This is a genomic window from Micromonospora echinaurantiaca (genome assembly GCF_900090235.1).
Lineage (GTDB): Bacteria > Actinomycetota > Actinomycetes > Mycobacteriales > Micromonosporaceae > Micromonospora > Micromonospora echinaurantiaca.
The window spans coordinates 3,835,001-3,851,339 of sequence record NZ_LT607750.1 but is presented as its reverse complement, the minus strand read 5'-3'; the positions used below and the strand labels follow the sequence as shown (position 1 = coordinate 3,851,339).

Sequence of the window (16,339 nt, the reverse complement as noted above, 5' to 3'; positions counted from 1 at the left end):
GCCGCCGATCAGCGCGACCGGGCCGGCACGGGTTCGCCCTCGACCACCGGGTCACCGTCGAGGACCGGGTCACCGCCGCCCGGCGCGCCGGGCGCCGCGGCCCACGGCCGGCGGGCCAGCCACAGCACCAGCCCGGGCAGCACGCTCACCGCGGCGCAGGCGAGCAGCTCCGGCGCGCCGAGCGGCGCGGTGCCGAGCAGGTCGCGCAGCGGCGGCAGCAGCACCCCGGCCACCTGGAGCAGCGCCGACACCGCCACCGCGACCGGCAGGGCGCGGTTGCCGCGCCGGGCGCCACGCGGGCGGGGCGCGCGGACCGCCAGCGCCACCCCGAGCTGGGCCAGGCCGAGGACCACGAAGACCACCGACTGCCAGGGCCGGTCCCAGTGCCGGGCGAGCACCCCGGCGCCGAGCACCACGGCCGCGATCAGCGCCCCGGTGACCAGCACGTCCCGGCCGAGCCCGGCGCCGAGCACCGACTCCTGCGGGGAGCGTGGGGTCCGCCGCAGCGTGCCCGGCTCCGCCGGCTCCGCGCCGAGTGCCACCCCCGGCACCCCGTGGGTGAGCAGGTTCACCCAGAGGATCTGCGCCGGCAGCAGCGGTACGGCCAGCCCGAACAGCGGGCCCAGCAGCATCACCGCGATCTCGGCCACCCCGCCGGAGAGGGCGTAGCGCAGGAACCGGCGGATGTTGTCGTAGATCCGCCGGCCCTCGCCGATGGCGGCGGCCACGGTGGACAGGTCGTCGTCGACCAGCACCAGGTCGGCCGCCTGCCGGGCCACCTCGGTGCCGCCGCCCATGGCCACCCCGATGTCGGCGCGGCGCAGCGCCGGGGCGTCGTTGACGCCGTCGCCGGTCATCGCCACCACGTGCCCCCGGGACTGCAACCCGGCGATGATGTCGAGTTTCTGCTCGGGCTGGGTGCGGGCGTACACCCGGGTCTCCGGATGCGCGCGGGCCGGGTCCTCGTCGTCGCCGCGGACCAGCGGGTCGCCCTCCCGCCACAGCCCGAGCTGCCCGCCGATCGCCGCGGCGGTCGCCGGGTGGTCCCCGGTGACCAGCACCAGCCGGACGCCGGCGGTGTCGAAGCTGCCGGCGATGTCCGCCGCGCCGGCCCGCAGCGGGTCGCCGACGGCGACCAGCCCCACCGGCCGCAGCCCGGTCGGCCGGGCCGGGTCGGCCGGCGGCGCCCCCAGCAGGGCGGACGCGACCGCCAGCACCCGCAGCCCCTCGGCGGCCAGCCGGTGCGCGGTGCCGGTCAGCTCGGCGATCTCCTCGGCGGTGGCGTCCAGCAGGGACGTGGTCAGCACGTTCTCCGGCGCGCCCTTGCACACCACCAGGTACCGGCCGTCGCAGGAGCGGTGCACCGTGGTCATCCGGCGCAGCTCCTGGTCGAACGGGTGCTCGGCGACCCGTGGCCAGGCCGACCGGGTGGCCGACGGATCGAGGCCGCACCGGGCGGCGAAGGCGACCAGCGCCGCCTCCAGCGGGTCGCCGACGGCGGTCCACTCCGGCCGCTCCTCGGTCGGCGGCGCCAGCGTCGCGTCGTTGCAGAGCAGCCCGGCCCGGGCCAGCCGGCGCAGTTCCTCCGGCACGGCCACCGGCTCGCCCCGGTGGTGCACCGCGCCGTGCGGGGCGTAGCCGCGGCCGGTGACCGCGTACCGGGAGCCGTCGGTGGTGACCGCGTGCTGCACCGCCATCCGCCCCTCGGTGAGCGTCCCGGTCTTGTCGGAGGCGATCACCGTGACCGAGCCGAGCGTCTCCACGGCGTGCAGCCGGCGCGGGATGGCCCGGGCACCGGCCATCCGGCGGGCGCCCAGGGCGAGGGCGAGGGTGACCACCGCCGGCAGCGACTCGGGCACCGCCGCCACCACCAGGCTGACCGCGGTCACCGCCATGTCGACCACCGGCCGCCCGCCGACCACGCCGATGACGAAGACCAGACCGGAGAGCAGCACCGCGGCCAGGCCGAGGACGCGGCCCAGCGCGGCCAGCCGGCGCTGCAACGGCGTCGCGGCCGGCCGGGTGGCCGCCACCAGGGCGCTGATCCGGCCCAGCGCGCTGGCCGGCCCGGTGCGCACCACGGTGCCGGTGGCTCGGCCGGTGGTGACCACCGTGCCGGCGCTGGCCTCCTCGCCGGCGTCCCGGCCGACCGGCACCGACTCGCCGGTCAGCGCCGACTCGTCCAGGTGCAGCCGGCTGGCCTCGGTCAACCGCAGATCGGCGGGGACCACGTCGCCCGCCTCCACCCGCACCACGTCGCCGCGGACCAGCTCGGCGGCGGGCAGCACCACGTCCCGGCCGTCGCGCAACACCCGGGCGGTGGGCGCGGCGAGCTGGTCGAGCGCGGCGATGGCCCGGTCGGCGCGGACCTCCTGGACCACCCCGATCGCGGTGTTGACCAGCACGACCAGCACGATCACCGCGGTGTCCGGATAGTCGCGCAGCACGGTGGTGACCACCGCGGCGGCCAGCAGCAGGGCCACCAGCGGGTCGGTGAGCTGGTGCAGGATCCGGCTCGCGAGGTGCCGGCGGGGCGGTGGCGCCGCCGCGTTCGGCCCGTCCGCGCGCAGCCGCTCGGCCGCCTGCGCCGAGCTGAGCCCGCCGGCCGGCTCGACCGGGGTGTCCACTGCCACGTCCACGTCCACCCCGGTCGTCACATCGCCCTCCGCCGCTGTGGGCGTGCCCCGCCGGCACACCGCTCCGCCTCCACCATCGCGCCGGCGGCGCGGCGCCGGCAGGGGCGTTGCGCCCGCGCGCGGCGGGACCAACGGCCCTGCCGCCGGCCGCCCCGGATGCGGTCGAATGGGGCGACCGGCCGGTCTGGCACACCCACCAGAGAGGCGTACGCGATGACCACTCTCGACGTGCTCCGCGCGCACCCCTTCCTCGCCGGGCTCCCCGAGCCCTGGCTGCCCCGGCTGGCCGGGTACGCCCGCCCCGTGGTCTGGCACCCCGGGCACCGGCTGTTCCGCGCCGGCCAGCCGGCGCAGCGGTGCTGGTTGGTCCGCGACGGGCAGGTGGCGCTCGACTTCGCGGTGCCCGGCCGGGGCGACGTGGAGATCGAGGTGATCGGGCCGGGCGGGGTGCTCGGCTGGTCCTGGCTCTTCCCGCCGTACCGCTGGCAGTTCGGCGCGGTGGCGGTGCGGCGCAGCACCGCGGTGGAGTTCAACGCCGCCGGCCTGCGCCGGCTGATGGAGTCCGACGACGCGCTCGGCCGGCAGCTCACCACCCGGTTGATGAGCGTAGTGGTGGACCGCCTGCACGCCGCCCGGGGCCGGCTGATGGAGCTGTACGGCTACCCGACGCCGGAGCCGACCGCCGGCTGACCCGCGCGTCGGGTGCTGGGCCACCGTTCGACCGGAAGCAGGAGGATGCATGGCAGTGGGGCGGGTGCTGGTGGTCGGTCTCGATCCCGTCCGGATCCCGGGCTGGGACCCTGAACCGGTGGTGGCGGCGATAGCGCGCGGTCAGGCCCGTTTCGGCGAGCACGGCATCGACGCCGACCTATGCCTGGTCGTGCCCGACGAAGATGCCGAGGCCGTGATCGTCGAAGCGCTGACCCGGCAGGACTACGCCTGCGTCGTGGTCGGCGGCGGCATCCGCAAGCACGAGCCGTTGCTCGAGTTCTTCGAGAAGGTGGTCAACCTGGTCCGCCAGCACGCTCCCGGCGCGGCCATCGCCTTCAACAGCAGCCCCGAGGACACCGCCGACGCCGCACTGCGCTGGCTGCGGTAGTCGCGGGCGTGCGGCCTGAGATCACCCGAAAGCGGGCGGTCGTCCCTGCTCGTCGCTTGGGACGTCGACCCGGTGCCGGACGACCAGCTCGTCGACCTCCAGCCGCCCGATGCGCAGTTCCCGGATGACCGCCCGGCGGATCGCGAGCCGCCCGATGGCCAGCACCGCCACGGCACCTGCCCCGGTGGCCAGCGCACCGATCGCCAGCGCGCCGATGGACGCCGCCCCTCCGGCCCGCGCGCCGACGGCCGACGCCCCGGTCGCCGTTGCGCCGACCGCCCGCGTCCCACGTACACCGTTCCGGCTTCCGCCACGTACCAGCCTCGTCATCCGGCCATTGTCCGCCCGCCATGGCCGCCCGGTACGCCGTCTATCGCGACGGCATCCTCCGGGACGTCCTTCCGCGGAATTCAGATCGTGCGCCGTAGCGCGGTCTCGACGGCATCGATCAGGGGGTCACCGTCGGTCCGTGGGTGTCGTGCGAGACCGAGTTCGACGTCCGGCAGGGTGGGCAGGGCGTCCGCGTCGTGGCAGGCCATGACCGGTTCGAGGTTCGCGGGCATGAGCGCGGCGACGCCGAGCCCGGCCCGCAGCGCGGCGAGCACACCGACCAGGCTGTTGCTCTCGAACGCCACCCGCCAGCGCCGATCGGCACGGTCCAGCGTTTCCAGCACGGACGTGCGCCAGGAGCACGGGTTCGAGAACAGCACCACCGGCAGCGGGTCGGCAGCCACGTCCACGCCCTGGCCGATCGCCCAGACCAGCGGGCGGCGTACCGTCCAGCGCGGCGGCCCGGGAACGTCCGGCACCTCGTCGAGCACGAGGTCGACCCGGCCCGCGTCGTAGGCCTCGCGCATCGCGGCTCTGGAGACGCTGAGGACCTCCAGCGTCGCGCCGGGGTGCAGCCGGGCGAGGTCGGCGAGGGCCTGCGGAAGCTGGGACGCGGCGAGGTCTTCGAGCAACCCGATGCCGCAGTGGCCGGTGAGCGCGCGTCCGGCTTCGGTGAGTGCTTGAGTCGAGAGCGAGAGAATGCGTTCGGCGTACGGCAGAAGCTGCTCACCCGCCCGGGTCGGCGAGACGCCGGAGGGCGACCGGTAGAGCAGCGGACGGCCGACGGTGCTCTCGAGCTTGCGTAACTGCTGGCTGAGCGCGGGTTGGGTGTGCCCGAGCGTGGTCGCGGCGCGGCTGATGCTGCCCGCCCGCACGGCGGTGACGAACGACCGCAGCAACGCGGTCTCAAGATCCCGTGCCATAAGTATTCATTATGTCAGGTCCAACGAGTTAACCACTTCCTATGAGCTGACGGGTGACCTAGCGTCCCGCAGGTGATCAGATACCGGCAGGTGCTCGCCGTGCCAGGGATGGCGCCGCTGCTCGGCGTCTCGCTGCTCGCCCGTGCCGCGATCACGGCTGACGTGATGGCGCTGACGTTGTACGTCGTGCTGGGCCTGGACATGAGCTACGCGGCAGCGGGCGGCGTCGCGGCAGCTCTGACCGCCGGCGTGGCGCTGGGCGGGCCGCTGCTTGGCCGCGTGATCGACCGGCGGGGCCTGCGGACCGTGCTGCTGGCAACTGTCGTACCGCAGGTCGTGTTCTGGCTGAGCGTGCCGATCCTGCCGTACGGGATCCTGCTGGGCGCCGCCTTCGCGTTTGGTCTGCTGATGGTGCCGGTTCAGCAGGTGACCAGGCAGGCGATTGCCGCGATGACGACGGCGGGACAGCGCCGGGCCGCCTTCGCGCTAGAAGCGGTGCAGGGCGAACTGTCGTACATCGTGGGCCCGGCGGTGGTGATTCTGTGTGCGGCGAAGCTTTCCCCCAGTGCCGTCGTGTGGGGGGTCGGTGCCGTGATCGTGGCTGGCGGAGCCGGGATTGCCCTGCTCAACCCGCCGCTGTGCGCCGAGGGCGAGGCGGATCCCGGCGCGGCCGGACGGCCCCCGCGCCGGGAGTGGCTGGGTGCCGGCATGATCGCCGTACTGACGATGGCGTTCGGTGCCACGATGCTGCTCAGCGGCGTCGACCTCGCCATCGTCGCCATGCTCGAGGAAGCAGGCCAGGTCTCCTGGGCCGCCGTGGTCGTAGCCGTGTTCGGCATGGCCTCGGTCGCCGGCGGGCTGATCTATGGCGCGCTGCCCCGGCCGCTGCCCACATGGCTGCTGCTCGGCCTGCTCGGGCTCGTGACGACTCCCGTCGGGCTTGCCCACGACTGGCCCTGGTTGTGCGTGGCCGTTGTCGGCACCGGGCTTCTCACCGCGCCGACCCTCTCCGCGGTGGCCGACGCGGTCAGCCGGCTGGCGCCGGCCGGTGTGCGGGGTGAGGCGACAGGTCTGCAATCCTCGGCGCAGAGCGCGGGTTTCGCGTTCGGATCCCCGATCGTCGGGGTGGCGATCGACGTCTCCGTGCCAGCGGGCGGCTTCGCGGCGGCCGGGCTGGCCGCCATCGCCGCCGCGCTGATCGGACGCCTGCTCTCCCATCGCTCGCCCGACCGCGGTCTCCGCTCAGCGACCCCACTCGTGCCGGGGCACCGGACCTTGAGCCACATCGGGCCGACGCCCAGCGAAGGCGGGGAGCGCGGCTGAGTCCGCCTACTTGATCCAACGTCGGGCTCGAGTGCTCGCGATCGGCGCGGCCATGACCGGGACGAGGACGTCCTCTCGGGGCTGGGCTTCCTTCGCTTGGGGTGAGCGTTAGAGTGCCAACCGCAGTCCGGCCCATCGGTCGAGCCATCCCTTGACCTCCACGCGGCGCTGTACCGTCGCGCGGCCCGCTGCGCTGGCGAAAGCGGCGAGGGGCGGACGACCATTCCCACAAGGTCAGCCAGCCCATGGCAGGACACCAGGCGAACAGAGTCACCCCGCAGAGTAACCGCGACGCACGGTGCCGTTTCGGGCCAGCGCGAAATCGCGTCCGAGGTGGACGTGTAGGGCTCATCGCCATTGTGCAGATGCATCCGTGCCTGATTACGAATCTCCCACGGCACCCCGGGTAGGGACGCCATGGCTCGGGCTTCGACGCGTGCCTCCTCGCTCGGGTCCAGCTTCTCCGGGTCGAAGTAGGCGACATCCACGTCGCGCTCCGGCGAGACCGGGAGGTCGCTGATCGCGTCCCAGACGCGGTTGCGAACGAAGCCGGCACCGATCCACCAGTCCGGTAATCCAAGGTCGGCCGTGGCCCGAAGGACTCTCATCGCTACCGGGTCTGACTCGATCACGCCCACAACGTCCTGCGCGCTCATGACCACCCCAGCGACCCTAGACCAGCGGACATACGCACCGCCTGCGAGGCGTGGACCGAGGGTCCACCGCGGACATCTGCTCATTCCGCATGGCCGGCGTAGGCAGTGCCAGGATGTTCGGCATGTCTGGTCGCGCCATGAGCTTCGGACGGGTGGCGGAAGCATATGAACGGTTCCGGCCGGGATATCCCGTGGAACTTGTCGACCTGGTGATGACGTATGCGGGCAGGCCGGTTCGGGCTGCCCTCGAGATCGGCTCTGGGACAGGCAAAGCAACTCGTCTGTTCGCTCGACAGGGGATCGCGGTCACCGCGACCGAGCCGGACGGGGCCATGCTCGCCGAGCTGCGTAAGCACGTGCCAGCAAACGTCAAAGCCGTGCAAGCCTCGTTCGAGGACATACGACCGGGCGAACGCTACGACCTGGTTTATGCGGCAGCGGCGCTGCATTGGACTAGCGCGGAGCGGCGGTGGTCGCGCATGGCCGCGTTATTGAAGCCGGGCGGCGTGTTCGCCTCGTTCGGTGGGCCGATCCAGCTGGCCGACCCGGCTGTGCGGGAAGCGGTTCGGGTGGCCCGGACACCGTACTTGGAAAGCGACGAGATCCCGTCGCCCGACGGGACGCCTCCGGAACACGACATGCAATGGCCGGGTACGGAGCTCCAACGGTCCGAATGGTTCGTCGACGTTCAGCAGTCCGTGATCGAGCGCCGCCTGACGGTGAGCGCTGACGACTACGTCGGCCATCTCGCGACCATCTCGGCCTACCTCGAACTGCCGGCCGCGCAGCAAGAGCGGGTGTTCAGCCGGATCAGACGGGTCCTGCCGAAGACAGTCGAGATCGCCGCCGACATCACCGTCCATCTCGCATCTCGCGCGCTGGCGCGCGAGCGGTAACACGTCGGTCACGAGGGCGCTGTCCTGCCGACAGGAATCCGGAGGTAGCCGCTGTCCGGGTACATGGGCCGCCTCCGGGCCGGCCGAGAACGCCTCGAATGGCGTCCGGGCAGACCGGGCCGGGAGACGGGCCGTCCCGGGCCGGAGCGCCACCGGGGGGTGGGCGGCGCGTCCGGTCCGGGACGGCGGGGCCCCGCCAGTCGCCGGGGCCGGTGCGGGTCGGGGCCGGCGAACCGCCGACCTCGACCAGGTCAGCGCTGGACGACCAGCCGGTGCGCCCGCAGCAGCCGGGCCCACCAGGGGCGCGGCGGCCGGGCGGCGCGCGGGCCAGGCGCGGACAGGCCCTTCAGGCTCACCCAGCCACCCGGGCCCATGGTCACCGCGCCGATCGCCGGCGGGCGCCGCCGGCCGACCGCGACCACCCCGGCGGCGAGCAGGCCGGCGGCGATCACGCCGGCGCTGGCGGTGAGCAACCGGTCCGGGTCCAGCACCGGCCGGTAGCGCACCCGCCCACCGGACAGGACGAACGCGCCGACCGGGCGGCCCTGGTGGGTCACCGGCACCAGCGCGGCGCCGGGCGTGCCGGGCAGCTCCAGCACCGGGCCGACCGGCCCGCGTACTGCCGGCTGCCCGGCCTGGTCGGGCACCGGCCGGACCGGCGGGACCAGCGGGGCGGGTCCGGTGGGGTTGAAGATCGCGGTCATCGCGGGTACCTCCTAGCGGGAGTCGGATCCGGGACCGGTCAGCCGCACCGCGGCCCGGCCGGCGGCCAGCCGGGCGACCGGCACCCGGTACGGCGAGCAGGAGACGTAGTCCAGGCCGGCGTCGGCGAAGAAGGCCACCGAGTCCGGGTCGCCGCCGTGCTCCCCGCAGACACCCACGGTCAGCTCCGGGCGGGTGGCCCGGCCCTCGGCCACGGCCAGCCGGATCAGCCGGCCCACCCCGGTCGCGTCGATCGTCTCGAACGGTGAGACCGCGAAGATGCCCCGCTCCAGGTAGCCGCTGAAGAACGAGCCCTCCACGTCGTCCCGGGAGAACGCCCAGGTGGTCTGGGTCAGGTCGTTGGTGCCGAAGGAGAAGAAGTGGGCCTCGGCGGCGATGTCGCCGGCGGTCAGCGCGGCCCGCGGCGTCTCCACCATGGTGCCCACCGGGATCGGCGGCGCCCCCGGCACGGTGGCCAGCACGGCCTCCACCTCGGCCCGCACCGCGGCCAGCTCCCGCACGTCGGCGACCAGCGGCACCATGATCTCCGGCCGCGGGTCGCCGCCGGCGGCGACCCGCTGCGCCGTCGCCTCGGCGATCGCCCGCACCTGCATCCCGAAGAGGCCGGGCACCACCAGCCCCAGCCGTACGCCGCGCAGCCCGAGCATCGGGTTGGCCTCGTGCATCCGGCGTACCGCGGTCAGCAGGAGGCCGTCGCGTCCCGGGTCCTCGCCGAGCGCCTCCGCCCGGGCCACCCGGGCGGTCAGCTCGGCCAGCGGGGGCAGGAACTCGTGCAGCGGAGGGTCGATCAGCCGGATCGTCACCGGCAGCCCGTCCATCGCGGCGAGGATCCCCTCGATGTCGGCCCGCTGCAGGGGCAGCAGCGCGGCCAGCGCCTCGGCCAGCCGGTCCGGGTCGTCGGCCAGGATCAGCCGTTCCACCAGCTCCCGGCGGTCACCGAGGAACATGTGCTCGGTGCGGCACAGCCCGATCCCGGACGCCCCGAACCGGCGGGCCCGCTCGGCGTCGGCCGGGGTGTCCGCGTTGGCCCGGACGCCGAGCCGGCGCACCGCGTCGGCGTGCGAGAGCAGCCGGTGCACCGCGGCGACCAGCCGGTCTGCCTCCGGCTTCAGCTCGCCGGCGAGGTAGCGGGCCACGGGGGAGGGCTGCACCGGCACCTCGCCCGGGAAGACCCGGCCGGTGGTGCCGTCGATCGAGATCAGCTCCCCGGCGCGGACCACCCGGTCGCCGACGGTGAACTCGCCGCGCTCGGGGTCGATCCGCAGCGCCTCGGCGCCGCAGACGCAGGTACGGCCCATGCCCCGGGCCACCACGGCGGCGTGCGAGGTCTTGCCGCCCCGCGAGGTCAGCACCCCGCGTGCGGCGATCATGCCGGGCAGGTCGTCCGGATTGGTCTCCCGGCGCACCAGGATGACCGGTTCGGTGGCGGCGGCCGCGGCGGCCGAGTCGAACACCACCCGGCCCACGGCCGCGCCCGGCGAGGCGCCCACCGCGGTGGCGAGCGGCTCGGGCGCGGCGGCGAGGTCGAAGGCGGGGAACATCAGCTGCGCCAGCTGCCCGGCGGTCACCCGGTGCAGCGCCTCGTCGAGGCCGATCAGGCCCTCGTCGACCAGCTGGGCGGCGATCACGAACGCCGCCGCGGGGGTGCGCTTGCCGACCCGCGTCTGCAACATCCACAGCTTGCCGCGCTCGATGGTGAACTCGACGTCGCACAGGTCCCGGTAGTGCCGCTCCAACGTCGCCATGATCTCGGTCAGCTGCCGGAAGCTGGCCGGGTCGATCCGCTCCAGCTCGGCCAGGCCGACCGTGTTGCGGATGCCGGCCACCACGTCCTCACCCTGGGCGTCGGGCAGGTAGTCGCCGTACACGCCGGGGGCGCCGGTGGCCGGGTCACGGGTGAACGCGACCCCGGTGCCGGAGTCCGGGCCGAGGTTGCCGAAGACCATCGCCATCACGTTGACAGCGGTGCCGAGGTCGTCCGGGATGTGCTCCCGGCGCCGGTAGAGCACCGCCCGCTCGGCGTTCCAGGACTCGAACACCGCGCGGATCGCCAGGTAGAGCTGCTCGTGCGGGGCCTGCGGGAAGTCGTGCCCGACCTGCGCGGCGAACACCTTCTTGTACGTCCCGACCAGCCCGCGCAGCTGTTCGGCGTCCGGCCCGGCCGGCCCGGTCGTGGCGCGCAGGGCGGCCAGCTCCCGCTCGAACTCGTCGGCCGGTACGCCGTACACGGTCCGGCCGAACATCTGGATCAACCGCCGGTAGGAGTCCCAGGCGAAGCGCTCGTCGCCGCTCTGCGCGGCCAGCCCGGCCACCGTGGCGTCGTTGAGCCCGATGTCCAGGATCGTCTCCATCATGCCGGGCATGGAGTACCGCCCGCCCGAGCGGACGGCCAGCAGCAGCGGGTCGTGCGGGTCGCCGAAGCGCCGGCCGAGCCGGATCTCGATCTCCCGCAGGTGGCCGTTCACCTCGTCGAACAGGCCGGCCGGCGGCCGCCCGTCGGCCAGGTACGCCCGGCACGCCTCGGTGCTGACGGTGAACCCGGGCGGCACCGGCAGCCCGAGCCGGGTCATCTCCGCCAGGTTGGCGCCCTTGCCGCCGAGCAGGTCGGCCCGGCTCCGGTCGCCCTCGATGAAGTCGTAGACGTAAGTCGACATGCCGGCCTCCACTCCGCCGCCGCGGGAACGTCGTCCCATTCGTTGGTAGCAATGCCGGCGACGGCCGGGACAGGGCCGAACGGGGTACCTGACGGGCCGGAGGTCCCGGATGTCACAGCCCCGCCCTATCCTCGGGCGCGTGACCGCCGACCTGCAGCTGCGCCCCGTGCACGACGACGACCTGCCGGAGTTCTACCGGCACCAGCTGGATCCGGAGGCGATCCGGATGGCCGCCTTCACCGCCGACGACCCGGCCGACCGGGAGGGCTTCGCCGCCCACTGGAAGCGGGTGCGCACCGATCCGGCGATCGTGACCCGCACGGTGACCGTCGACGGCCAGGTGGTCGGGCATGTGCACGCCTTCCCCGTCGGCGAGCGCACCGAGGTCAGCTACTGGATCGACCGGCGACACTGGGGCCTCGGCTACGCCACCCGCGCCCTGGCCGCGCTGCTGCGCGAGGTGCCCCAGCGCCCGCTGCACGCCCGCGCCGCCAAGGACAACGTCGCCTCGCTCGCGGTGCTGCGCAAGTGCGGCTTCGTCATCTGCGGCGAGGACCGCGGCTACGCCGCCGGCCGCGGCCACGACGTCGAGGAGTACGTGCTGGAGCTCGCCGGCTGAGCCGGCCGGCCCCACCGACCCCGCCCCGCCCGGGCGTGGCCCCACCCTGGGCGGCCTGACCCCGCCCTGGGTTGGGCTGGCCGACCCCCACGCTGGGCTGGGCCGGCCCCACCCCGGGTCGCCGGTGCTCCCCGGCGGCGGCGTCGATCGGCGCGGGAACTACCCTCGCCGGGTGAACTGGCTGGATCTGATCGGCTGGGCCGGCTCCGCGCTGCTGGTCTGGTCGCTGTTGCAGGCGCGCATCCTGCGACTGCGCGCCCTCAACCTGGTCGGCTGCCTGGTGCTGATCGGCTACAACGCCGCCCTGGCGGTCTGGCCCATGGTCGGGCTGAACGTGGTGCTGGCCGTGATCAACATCTGGTACCTGCGGAAGATGCTGGCCACCCGGCACGACGAGGCGACCTACCAGGTGGTCGAGGTCGGCGTCGACGACCAGTTCCTCGCCCACACCCTGCGGGTGCACGGCGCCGACATCGCCCGGTTCAACCCCGGCTTCCGCTGGCCGCCCGGCACCGCCGCCGAGCGTTCGGCGTTCCTGGTGGTCCGCGCCGACGAGGTGGTCGGGGTGGTGCTCTCGCACGCCGAGCCCGGCGGCGTGGCCCAGATCGACCTCGACTACGTGACCCAGCGGTTCCGCGACTTCACCCCGGGCGAGTTCGTCTACCGGCGCAGCCGGCTCTTCACCGACCGGGGCTTCCGCCGGGTGGTCAGCCCGCCCGGCATGGTCGCCCCCTACTACCACCGGCTCGGCTTCCGCCCGGAGGGCGACGCGTACGTGCTGGACCTGCCGGCCCCATCGGTCGGCGGGCGGGCGTAGCGCGGGTCACCCGGACGGCGGAAGCAGGATTCACCGCCCGGTCCGCGGGGCACAGATGCGCGTACGCCGGCGGGGCCTCCGCCCGGCGGCGCCGGTCGGCGCGGTCCGTGCGAGGGAGAACCGGGCGTGCAGAGCTACGGGAGCCAACTGGCCCTGGTCGGTGTCCTGATCGTCCTGAACGCCCTGTTCGCTGGCAGCGAGATGGCGCTGGTCTCGTTGCGGGACAGCCAGGTCCAGCGGCTGGAACGCACCAGCCGGGCCGGCCGCGTGCTGGCCCGCCTCGCCACCGACCCGAACCGCTTCCTGGCCACCATCCAGATCGGCATCACGCTCGCCGGGTTCCTGGCCTCGGCCGCCGCCGCGGTCTCCCTGGCCCGGCCGCTGGTACCGCTGCTGGGCGCGCTCGGCGGCACCGCCGAGCCGGTCGCGATCGTGGCGGTCACCCTGGTGCTGACGTTCGTCACCCTGGTCTTCGGCGAACTGGCCCCGAAGCGGATCGCCATGCAGGTGCCCGAGCGCTGGGCGCTGCTCGTCGCCCGCCCGCTGGACCTGCTCGCCACCCTCACCCGGCCGGCCGTCTGGGCGCTCGGCGCCACCAGCGACCTGGTTGTCCGCCTGGTCGGGCTCAACCCGCAGCCGAAACGCGACGAGATCAGCCCCGACGAGCTGCGCGACATCGTCGCCGGCAACCACGGCTTCACCAAGGAGCAACAGACCATCATCGCCGGCGCGGTCGAGATCGCCGACCGGCAGCTGCGGGCGGTGCTGGTGCCCCGGCTGCAGGTCTTCACGCTGGACAGCGGGACCACCGCCGAGGCCGCCCGGCTGGTGCTCGCCGCGTCCGGGCACTCCCGCGCGCCCGTGGTACGCCACGGCGGCCTCGACGACGCGGTCGGCGTGATCCACCTGCGCGACCTGGTCGGCGTGCCGGACGACCGGCCGATCGACGACTGCGTCCGACCGCCGATGCTGCTACCGGACTCGCTGCCGGTGGTCGACGCGCTGCGCCAGTTCAAGGCGGAACGTCAGCACATCGCCCTGGTGGTGGACGAGCGGGGCGCCGTCGACGGGATCGTCACCCTGGAGGACATCCTCGAGGAGATCGTCGGCGAGATCTACGACGAGACCGACCGGGACCTGGGCGCGGTGCGCACCGAGCCGGACGGTGCGCTGCTGCTGCCCGGCACCTTCCCGGTGCACGACCTGCCGGACCTCGGCGTCGAACTGCCCGGCCGCCCCGAGGGCGACTACACCACTGTCGCCGGGCTGGTGCTCGCCTGCCTCGGCCACATCCCCACGGTGGCCGGCGAGAGCGTCACCGTCGACGGCTGGGACCTGGTGGTCACCCGGATCGCGCACCGCGCGATCGCCGAGGTGCGGCTGTGCCGGTCCGCACCCAGCGATGACGCCCCGGATCCGGACGCCGAGCCGATGCTGGACCGGGCAGGCAACTGACACCGCTGCCCGCACCCCGCACCCGACCCGCCCGCGTCCGGATCAACGCCCCCGGGATCGCCGCCGGAGCCGGACATCCCGCGCCGCGCGGCCCCGCGTCCATCCCGCCTGTGCTGGTGTGGGGGACGGTCAGGCGGGGGTGAGGTTCTGCAGCCGGACCTGGCCGCGGGCCACCAGCCGGGCGTCCGCGTCGGTGATCTCCACCTGCCAGAGCTGCTGGCTGCGGCCCCGGTGCACCGGGGTGCCGACCGCGGTCAGCTCCCCGTCGCGGACCGCGCGCAGGAAGTCGGTCTGGTTGGACACGCCGACGACCTGGCCGCGGTCGCCCAACCAGAGGGCGCCGCCCACGCTGGCCGCCGTCTCCACCACCGCGCAGTACACCCCGCCGTGCTGGATGCCGTACGGCTGGTGCAGGTCCGGGCGGACCTGCCAGCGGATGACGACCCGGTCGCCGCTCACCTCGTCGAACTTCAGGCCGAGCAGGGCCACGAAGCCGCCCGCCATCTCCGTCGTCTCCACGCAGCCCTCCTCGATCATGGAATCGCCAGCGTATCCGGCGTCGGCTCGGCAAACCCGGTACGGGTCACCGCCTCGGATGGGGGAGAATCGGTGACCGTGACCGACATCAGCCTTCCGCCGCCCGGGCGGGACTCCCTCACCGAAGACCTGCTGTGGCGTGGCCTGATCCAGGACTCCACCGGCATCGACGAGCTGCGCGCGCTGCTCGACGGCCCCAGGGCGGCCTTCTATGTGGGCTTCGACCCGACCGCGCCCAGCCTGCACGTCGGCCACCTCGTGCAGGTCGCCACGGCCCGCCGGCTCCAGCTCGCCGGGCACCGCCCGCTGCTGCTGGTGGGCGGGGCGACCGGGCAGATCGGTGATCCGAAGGAGAGCGCGGAGCGCACGCTCAACCCGCCGGAGGTGGTCGCCGGCTGGGTGGCCCGGATCCGCGACCAGCTCGCCCCGTTCGTCTCGTACACCGGGGAGAACGCCGCGCAACTGGTCAACAACCTGGACTGGACCGGCGAGATGTCGGTGGTCGAGTTCCTCCGCGACGTCGGCAAGCACTTCCCGGTCAACAAGATGCTCGCCCGGGAGGTGGTCAAGGCTCGGCTGGAGAGCGGCATCAGCTTCACCGAGTTCAGCTACCAGCTGCTGCAGGCGAACGACTTCTTCGAGCTGCACCGCCGGCACGGCTGCCAACTCCAGTTCGGCGGCTCCGACCAGTGGGGCAACATCACCGCCGGGGTCGACTACGTCCGCCGGCGGGGCGCCGGGCCGGTTCAGGCGTTCACCACCCCGCTGGTCACCAGGTCGGACGGGACGAAGTTCGGCAAGACCGAGGGTGGCGCGGTCTGGCTCGACCCCGAGATGACCAGCCCGTACGCCTTCTACCAGTTCTGGGTCAACGTCGAGGACCGGGACGTGAACCGCTACCTGCGCTTCTTCAGCTTCCGCTCCCGCGAGGAGCTGGAGGCGCTGGAGAAGGAGACCGCGGAGCGCCCGGCGGCGCGGCTGGCCCAGCGGGCGCTCGCCGAGGAACTCACCGCGCTGGTGCACGGCGAGCGGGAGATGGCCCAGGCGGTCGCCGCCAGCCAAGCGCTCTTCGGCCGGGGCTCGCTGACCGACCTCACCCCGGCGACGCTGCGGGCCGCGCTGACCGAGGCGGGCCTGGTCCACGTCGGCGGCGAACTGCCCGACGTGGCCGCGCTGCTGCGTGAGTCCGGGCTGGTGCCGAGCCACAAGGAGGCGCGACGGGTGATCGCGGAGGGCGGCGCCTACGTGAACAACAACCGGGTGACCGACGTCGACGCGCGGGTCTCTCCGGAGGACCTGCTGCACGGCCGGTACCTGGTGCTGCGCCGCGGCAAGCGGTCCTTCGCCGGTGTCGAGGTGGAGAGATAGCCGTACGTCGACGGTGTGACGCGGGACGCGCCCGGTGGATTTGACGATCAATCCGCCGGGCGCGTAACTTTCTCTCTGCCAGCGCGGAACGGACGAAAAGGGCGAAAGTCCTAGAGGCCGGAGCGCGGGAACAACCTCAGGGTTCGACGGGTTGACCTCGTCGGAGCCTGGTCCGGGTGGTGCCCCGGATTCGCCGAGGGGCGGATTTGGTGAGGCGGAACCGACCGGGTATGGTTGACGACCGGCAGGGCACCGGGCGAGCTTGCGGGAAACCGCGGCGGCCGGCCTGCTGAATTCCACGAA

General features: G+C 73.9%; 14 protein-coding genes and 1 pseudogene. 8 read left to right on the top strand and 7 right to left on the bottom strand.

The annotated features are described in order from the left end of the window. Window positions 1-8 precede the first annotated feature (8 nt). Window positions 9-2,657: a cation-translocating P-type ATPase gene (locus tag GA0070609_RS17255; protein ID WP_231928321.1), complete on the bottom strand. Its 2,649-nt coding sequence runs from the start codon at window positions 2,655-2,657 to the stop codon at window positions 9-11. A gap of 192 nt (window positions 2,658-2,849) precedes the next feature. On the opposite strand from GA0070609_RS17255, the gene GA0070609_RS17250 reads away from it, so the two are divergent. Continuing rightward, a complete protein-coding gene (locus GA0070609_RS17250) occupies window positions 2,850-3,326 on the top strand; it encodes a cyclic nucleotide-binding domain-containing protein (RefSeq protein WP_088994719.1) in 477 nt (158 codons plus the stop codon). A 49-nt stretch (window positions 3,327-3,375) separates the two neighbouring features. Beyond that, window positions 3,376-3,735 (top strand): hypothetical protein, encoded by a 360-nt coding sequence (locus GA0070609_RS17245; RefSeq protein ID WP_088994718.1) that lies wholly within the window; start codon window positions 3,376-3,378, stop codon window positions 3,733-3,735. A gap of 21 nt (window positions 3,736-3,756) precedes the next feature. On the opposite strand, the gene GA0070609_RS17240 is transcribed toward GA0070609_RS17245, so the two are convergent. Further along, entirely contained in the window at window positions 3,757-4,065 is a 309-nt protein-coding gene (locus GA0070609_RS17240; RefSeq protein WP_088994717.1) for a hypothetical protein, read from the bottom strand. Between the two features lie 80 nt (window positions 4,066-4,145). Further along, window positions 4,146-4,988: a LysR family transcriptional regulator gene (locus GA0070609_RS17235; protein ID WP_088994716.1), complete on the bottom strand. Its 843-nt coding sequence runs from the start codon at window positions 4,986-4,988 to the stop codon at window positions 4,146-4,148. Between the two features lie 72 nt (window positions 4,989-5,060). On the opposite strand from GA0070609_RS17235, the gene GA0070609_RS17230 reads away from it, so the two are divergent. Next, complete coding sequence (locus GA0070609_RS17230) at window positions 5,061-6,311, top strand: MFS transporter (protein WP_197700164.1); 1,251 nt, start codon at window positions 5,061-5,063, stop codon at window positions 6,309-6,311. A gap of 215 nt (window positions 6,312-6,526) precedes the next feature. Here the strand turns inward: GA0070609_RS17230 and GA0070609_RS17225 are convergent. After that, window positions 6,527-6,919 (bottom strand): annotated as a pseudogene (locus GA0070609_RS17225) (nucleotidyltransferase family protein); the annotation flags it as partial. 137 nt (window positions 6,920-7,056) lie between these two features. Here GA0070609_RS17225 and GA0070609_RS17220 point away from each other — a divergent pair. After that, on the top strand, window positions 7,057-7,863 hold the full coding sequence (locus GA0070609_RS17220) for a class I SAM-dependent methyltransferase (RefSeq protein ID WP_331716875.1): 807 nt from the start codon (window positions 7,057-7,059) through the stop codon (window positions 7,861-7,863). Window positions 7,864-8,114: 251 nt separating this feature from the next. Here the strand turns inward: GA0070609_RS17220 and GA0070609_RS17215 are convergent, their stop codons facing one another. Together GA0070609_RS17215 and ppdK are read right to left on the bottom strand one after the other, a co-directional pair. Continuing rightward, entirely contained in the window at window positions 8,115-8,567 is a 453-nt protein-coding gene (locus GA0070609_RS17215; protein WP_088994715.1) for a hypothetical protein, read from the bottom strand. Window positions 8,568-8,579: 12 nt separating this feature from the next. Continuing rightward, window positions 8,580-11,240, bottom strand: coding sequence for a pyruvate, phosphate dikinase (gene ppdK / locus GA0070609_RS17210; RefSeq protein WP_088997795.1), 2,661 nt, complete (start codon window positions 11,238-11,240; stop codon window positions 8,580-8,582). A gap of 139 nt (window positions 11,241-11,379) precedes the next feature. Here ppdK and GA0070609_RS17205 point away from each other — a divergent pair, with 139 nt between their 5' ends. From GA0070609_RS17205 to GA0070609_RS17195, 3 genes are all read left to right on the top strand, one after another. Further along, window positions 11,380-11,859 carry a GNAT family N-acetyltransferase gene (locus tag GA0070609_RS17205; protein WP_088994714.1) on the top strand — a complete coding sequence of 160 codons (480 nt, stop codon included), beginning with the start codon at window positions 11,380-11,382 and terminating at the stop codon, window positions 11,857-11,859. Between the two features lie 172 nt (window positions 11,860-12,031). Next, window positions 12,032-12,676 carry a hypothetical protein gene (locus GA0070609_RS17200; protein ID WP_088994713.1) on the top strand — a complete coding sequence of 215 codons (645 nt, stop codon included), beginning with the start codon at window positions 12,032-12,034 and terminating at the stop codon, window positions 12,674-12,676. Between the two features lie 126 nt (window positions 12,677-12,802). Continuing rightward, on the top strand, window positions 12,803-14,131 hold the full coding sequence (locus GA0070609_RS17195; RefSeq protein WP_088994712.1) for a hemolysin family protein: 1,329 nt from the start codon (window positions 12,803-12,805) through the stop codon (window positions 14,129-14,131). 129 nt (window positions 14,132-14,260) lie between these two features. Here GA0070609_RS17195 and GA0070609_RS17190 read toward each other — a convergent pair whose 3' ends face one another. Beyond that, entirely contained in the window at window positions 14,261-14,668 is a 408-nt protein-coding gene (locus tag GA0070609_RS17190) for a PaaI family thioesterase (protein WP_088994711.1), read from the bottom strand. A 78-nt stretch (window positions 14,669-14,746) separates the two neighbouring features. Here GA0070609_RS17190 and tyrS point away from each other — a divergent pair, with 78 nt between their 5' ends. After that, a complete protein-coding gene (gene tyrS, locus GA0070609_RS17185; protein WP_088997794.1) occupies window positions 14,747-16,036 on the top strand; it encodes a tyrosine--tRNA ligase in 1,290 nt (429 codons plus the stop codon). The last annotated feature ends 303 nt before the right edge of the window (window positions 16,037-16,339 follow it).

Coding starts and splice junctions, on each gene's coding strand:
- GA0070609_RS17215 (WP_088994715.1), bottom strand. CDS start 8,567: ATGACCGCGATCTTCAACCCCACCGGACCCGCCCCGCTGGTCCCGCCG.
- GA0070609_RS17240 (WP_088994717.1), bottom strand. CDS start 4,065: ATGACGAGGCTGGTACGTGGCGGAAGCCGGAACGGTGTACGTGGGACG.
- GA0070609_RS17190 (WP_088994711.1), bottom strand. CDS start 14,668: ATGATCGAGGAGGGCTGCGTGGAGACGACGGAGATGGCGGGCGGCTTC.
- GA0070609_RS17245 (WP_088994718.1), top strand. CDS start 3,376: ATGGCAGTGGGGCGGGTGCTGGTGGTCGGTCTCGATCCCGTCCGGATC.
- ppdK (WP_088997795.1), bottom strand. CDS start 11,240: ATGTCGACTTACGTCTACGACTTCATCGAGGGCGACCGGAGCCGGGCC.
- GA0070609_RS17235 (WP_088994716.1), bottom strand. CDS start 4,988: ATGGCACGGGATCTTGAGACCGCGTTGCTGCGGTCGTTCGTCACCGCC.
- GA0070609_RS17220 (WP_331716875.1), top strand. CDS start 7,057: ATGGCCGGCGTAGGCAGTGCCAGGATGTTCGGCATGTCTGGTCGCGCC.
- GA0070609_RS17250 (WP_088994719.1), top strand. CDS start 2,850: ATGACCACTCTCGACGTGCTCCGCGCGCACCCCTTCCTCGCCGGGCTC.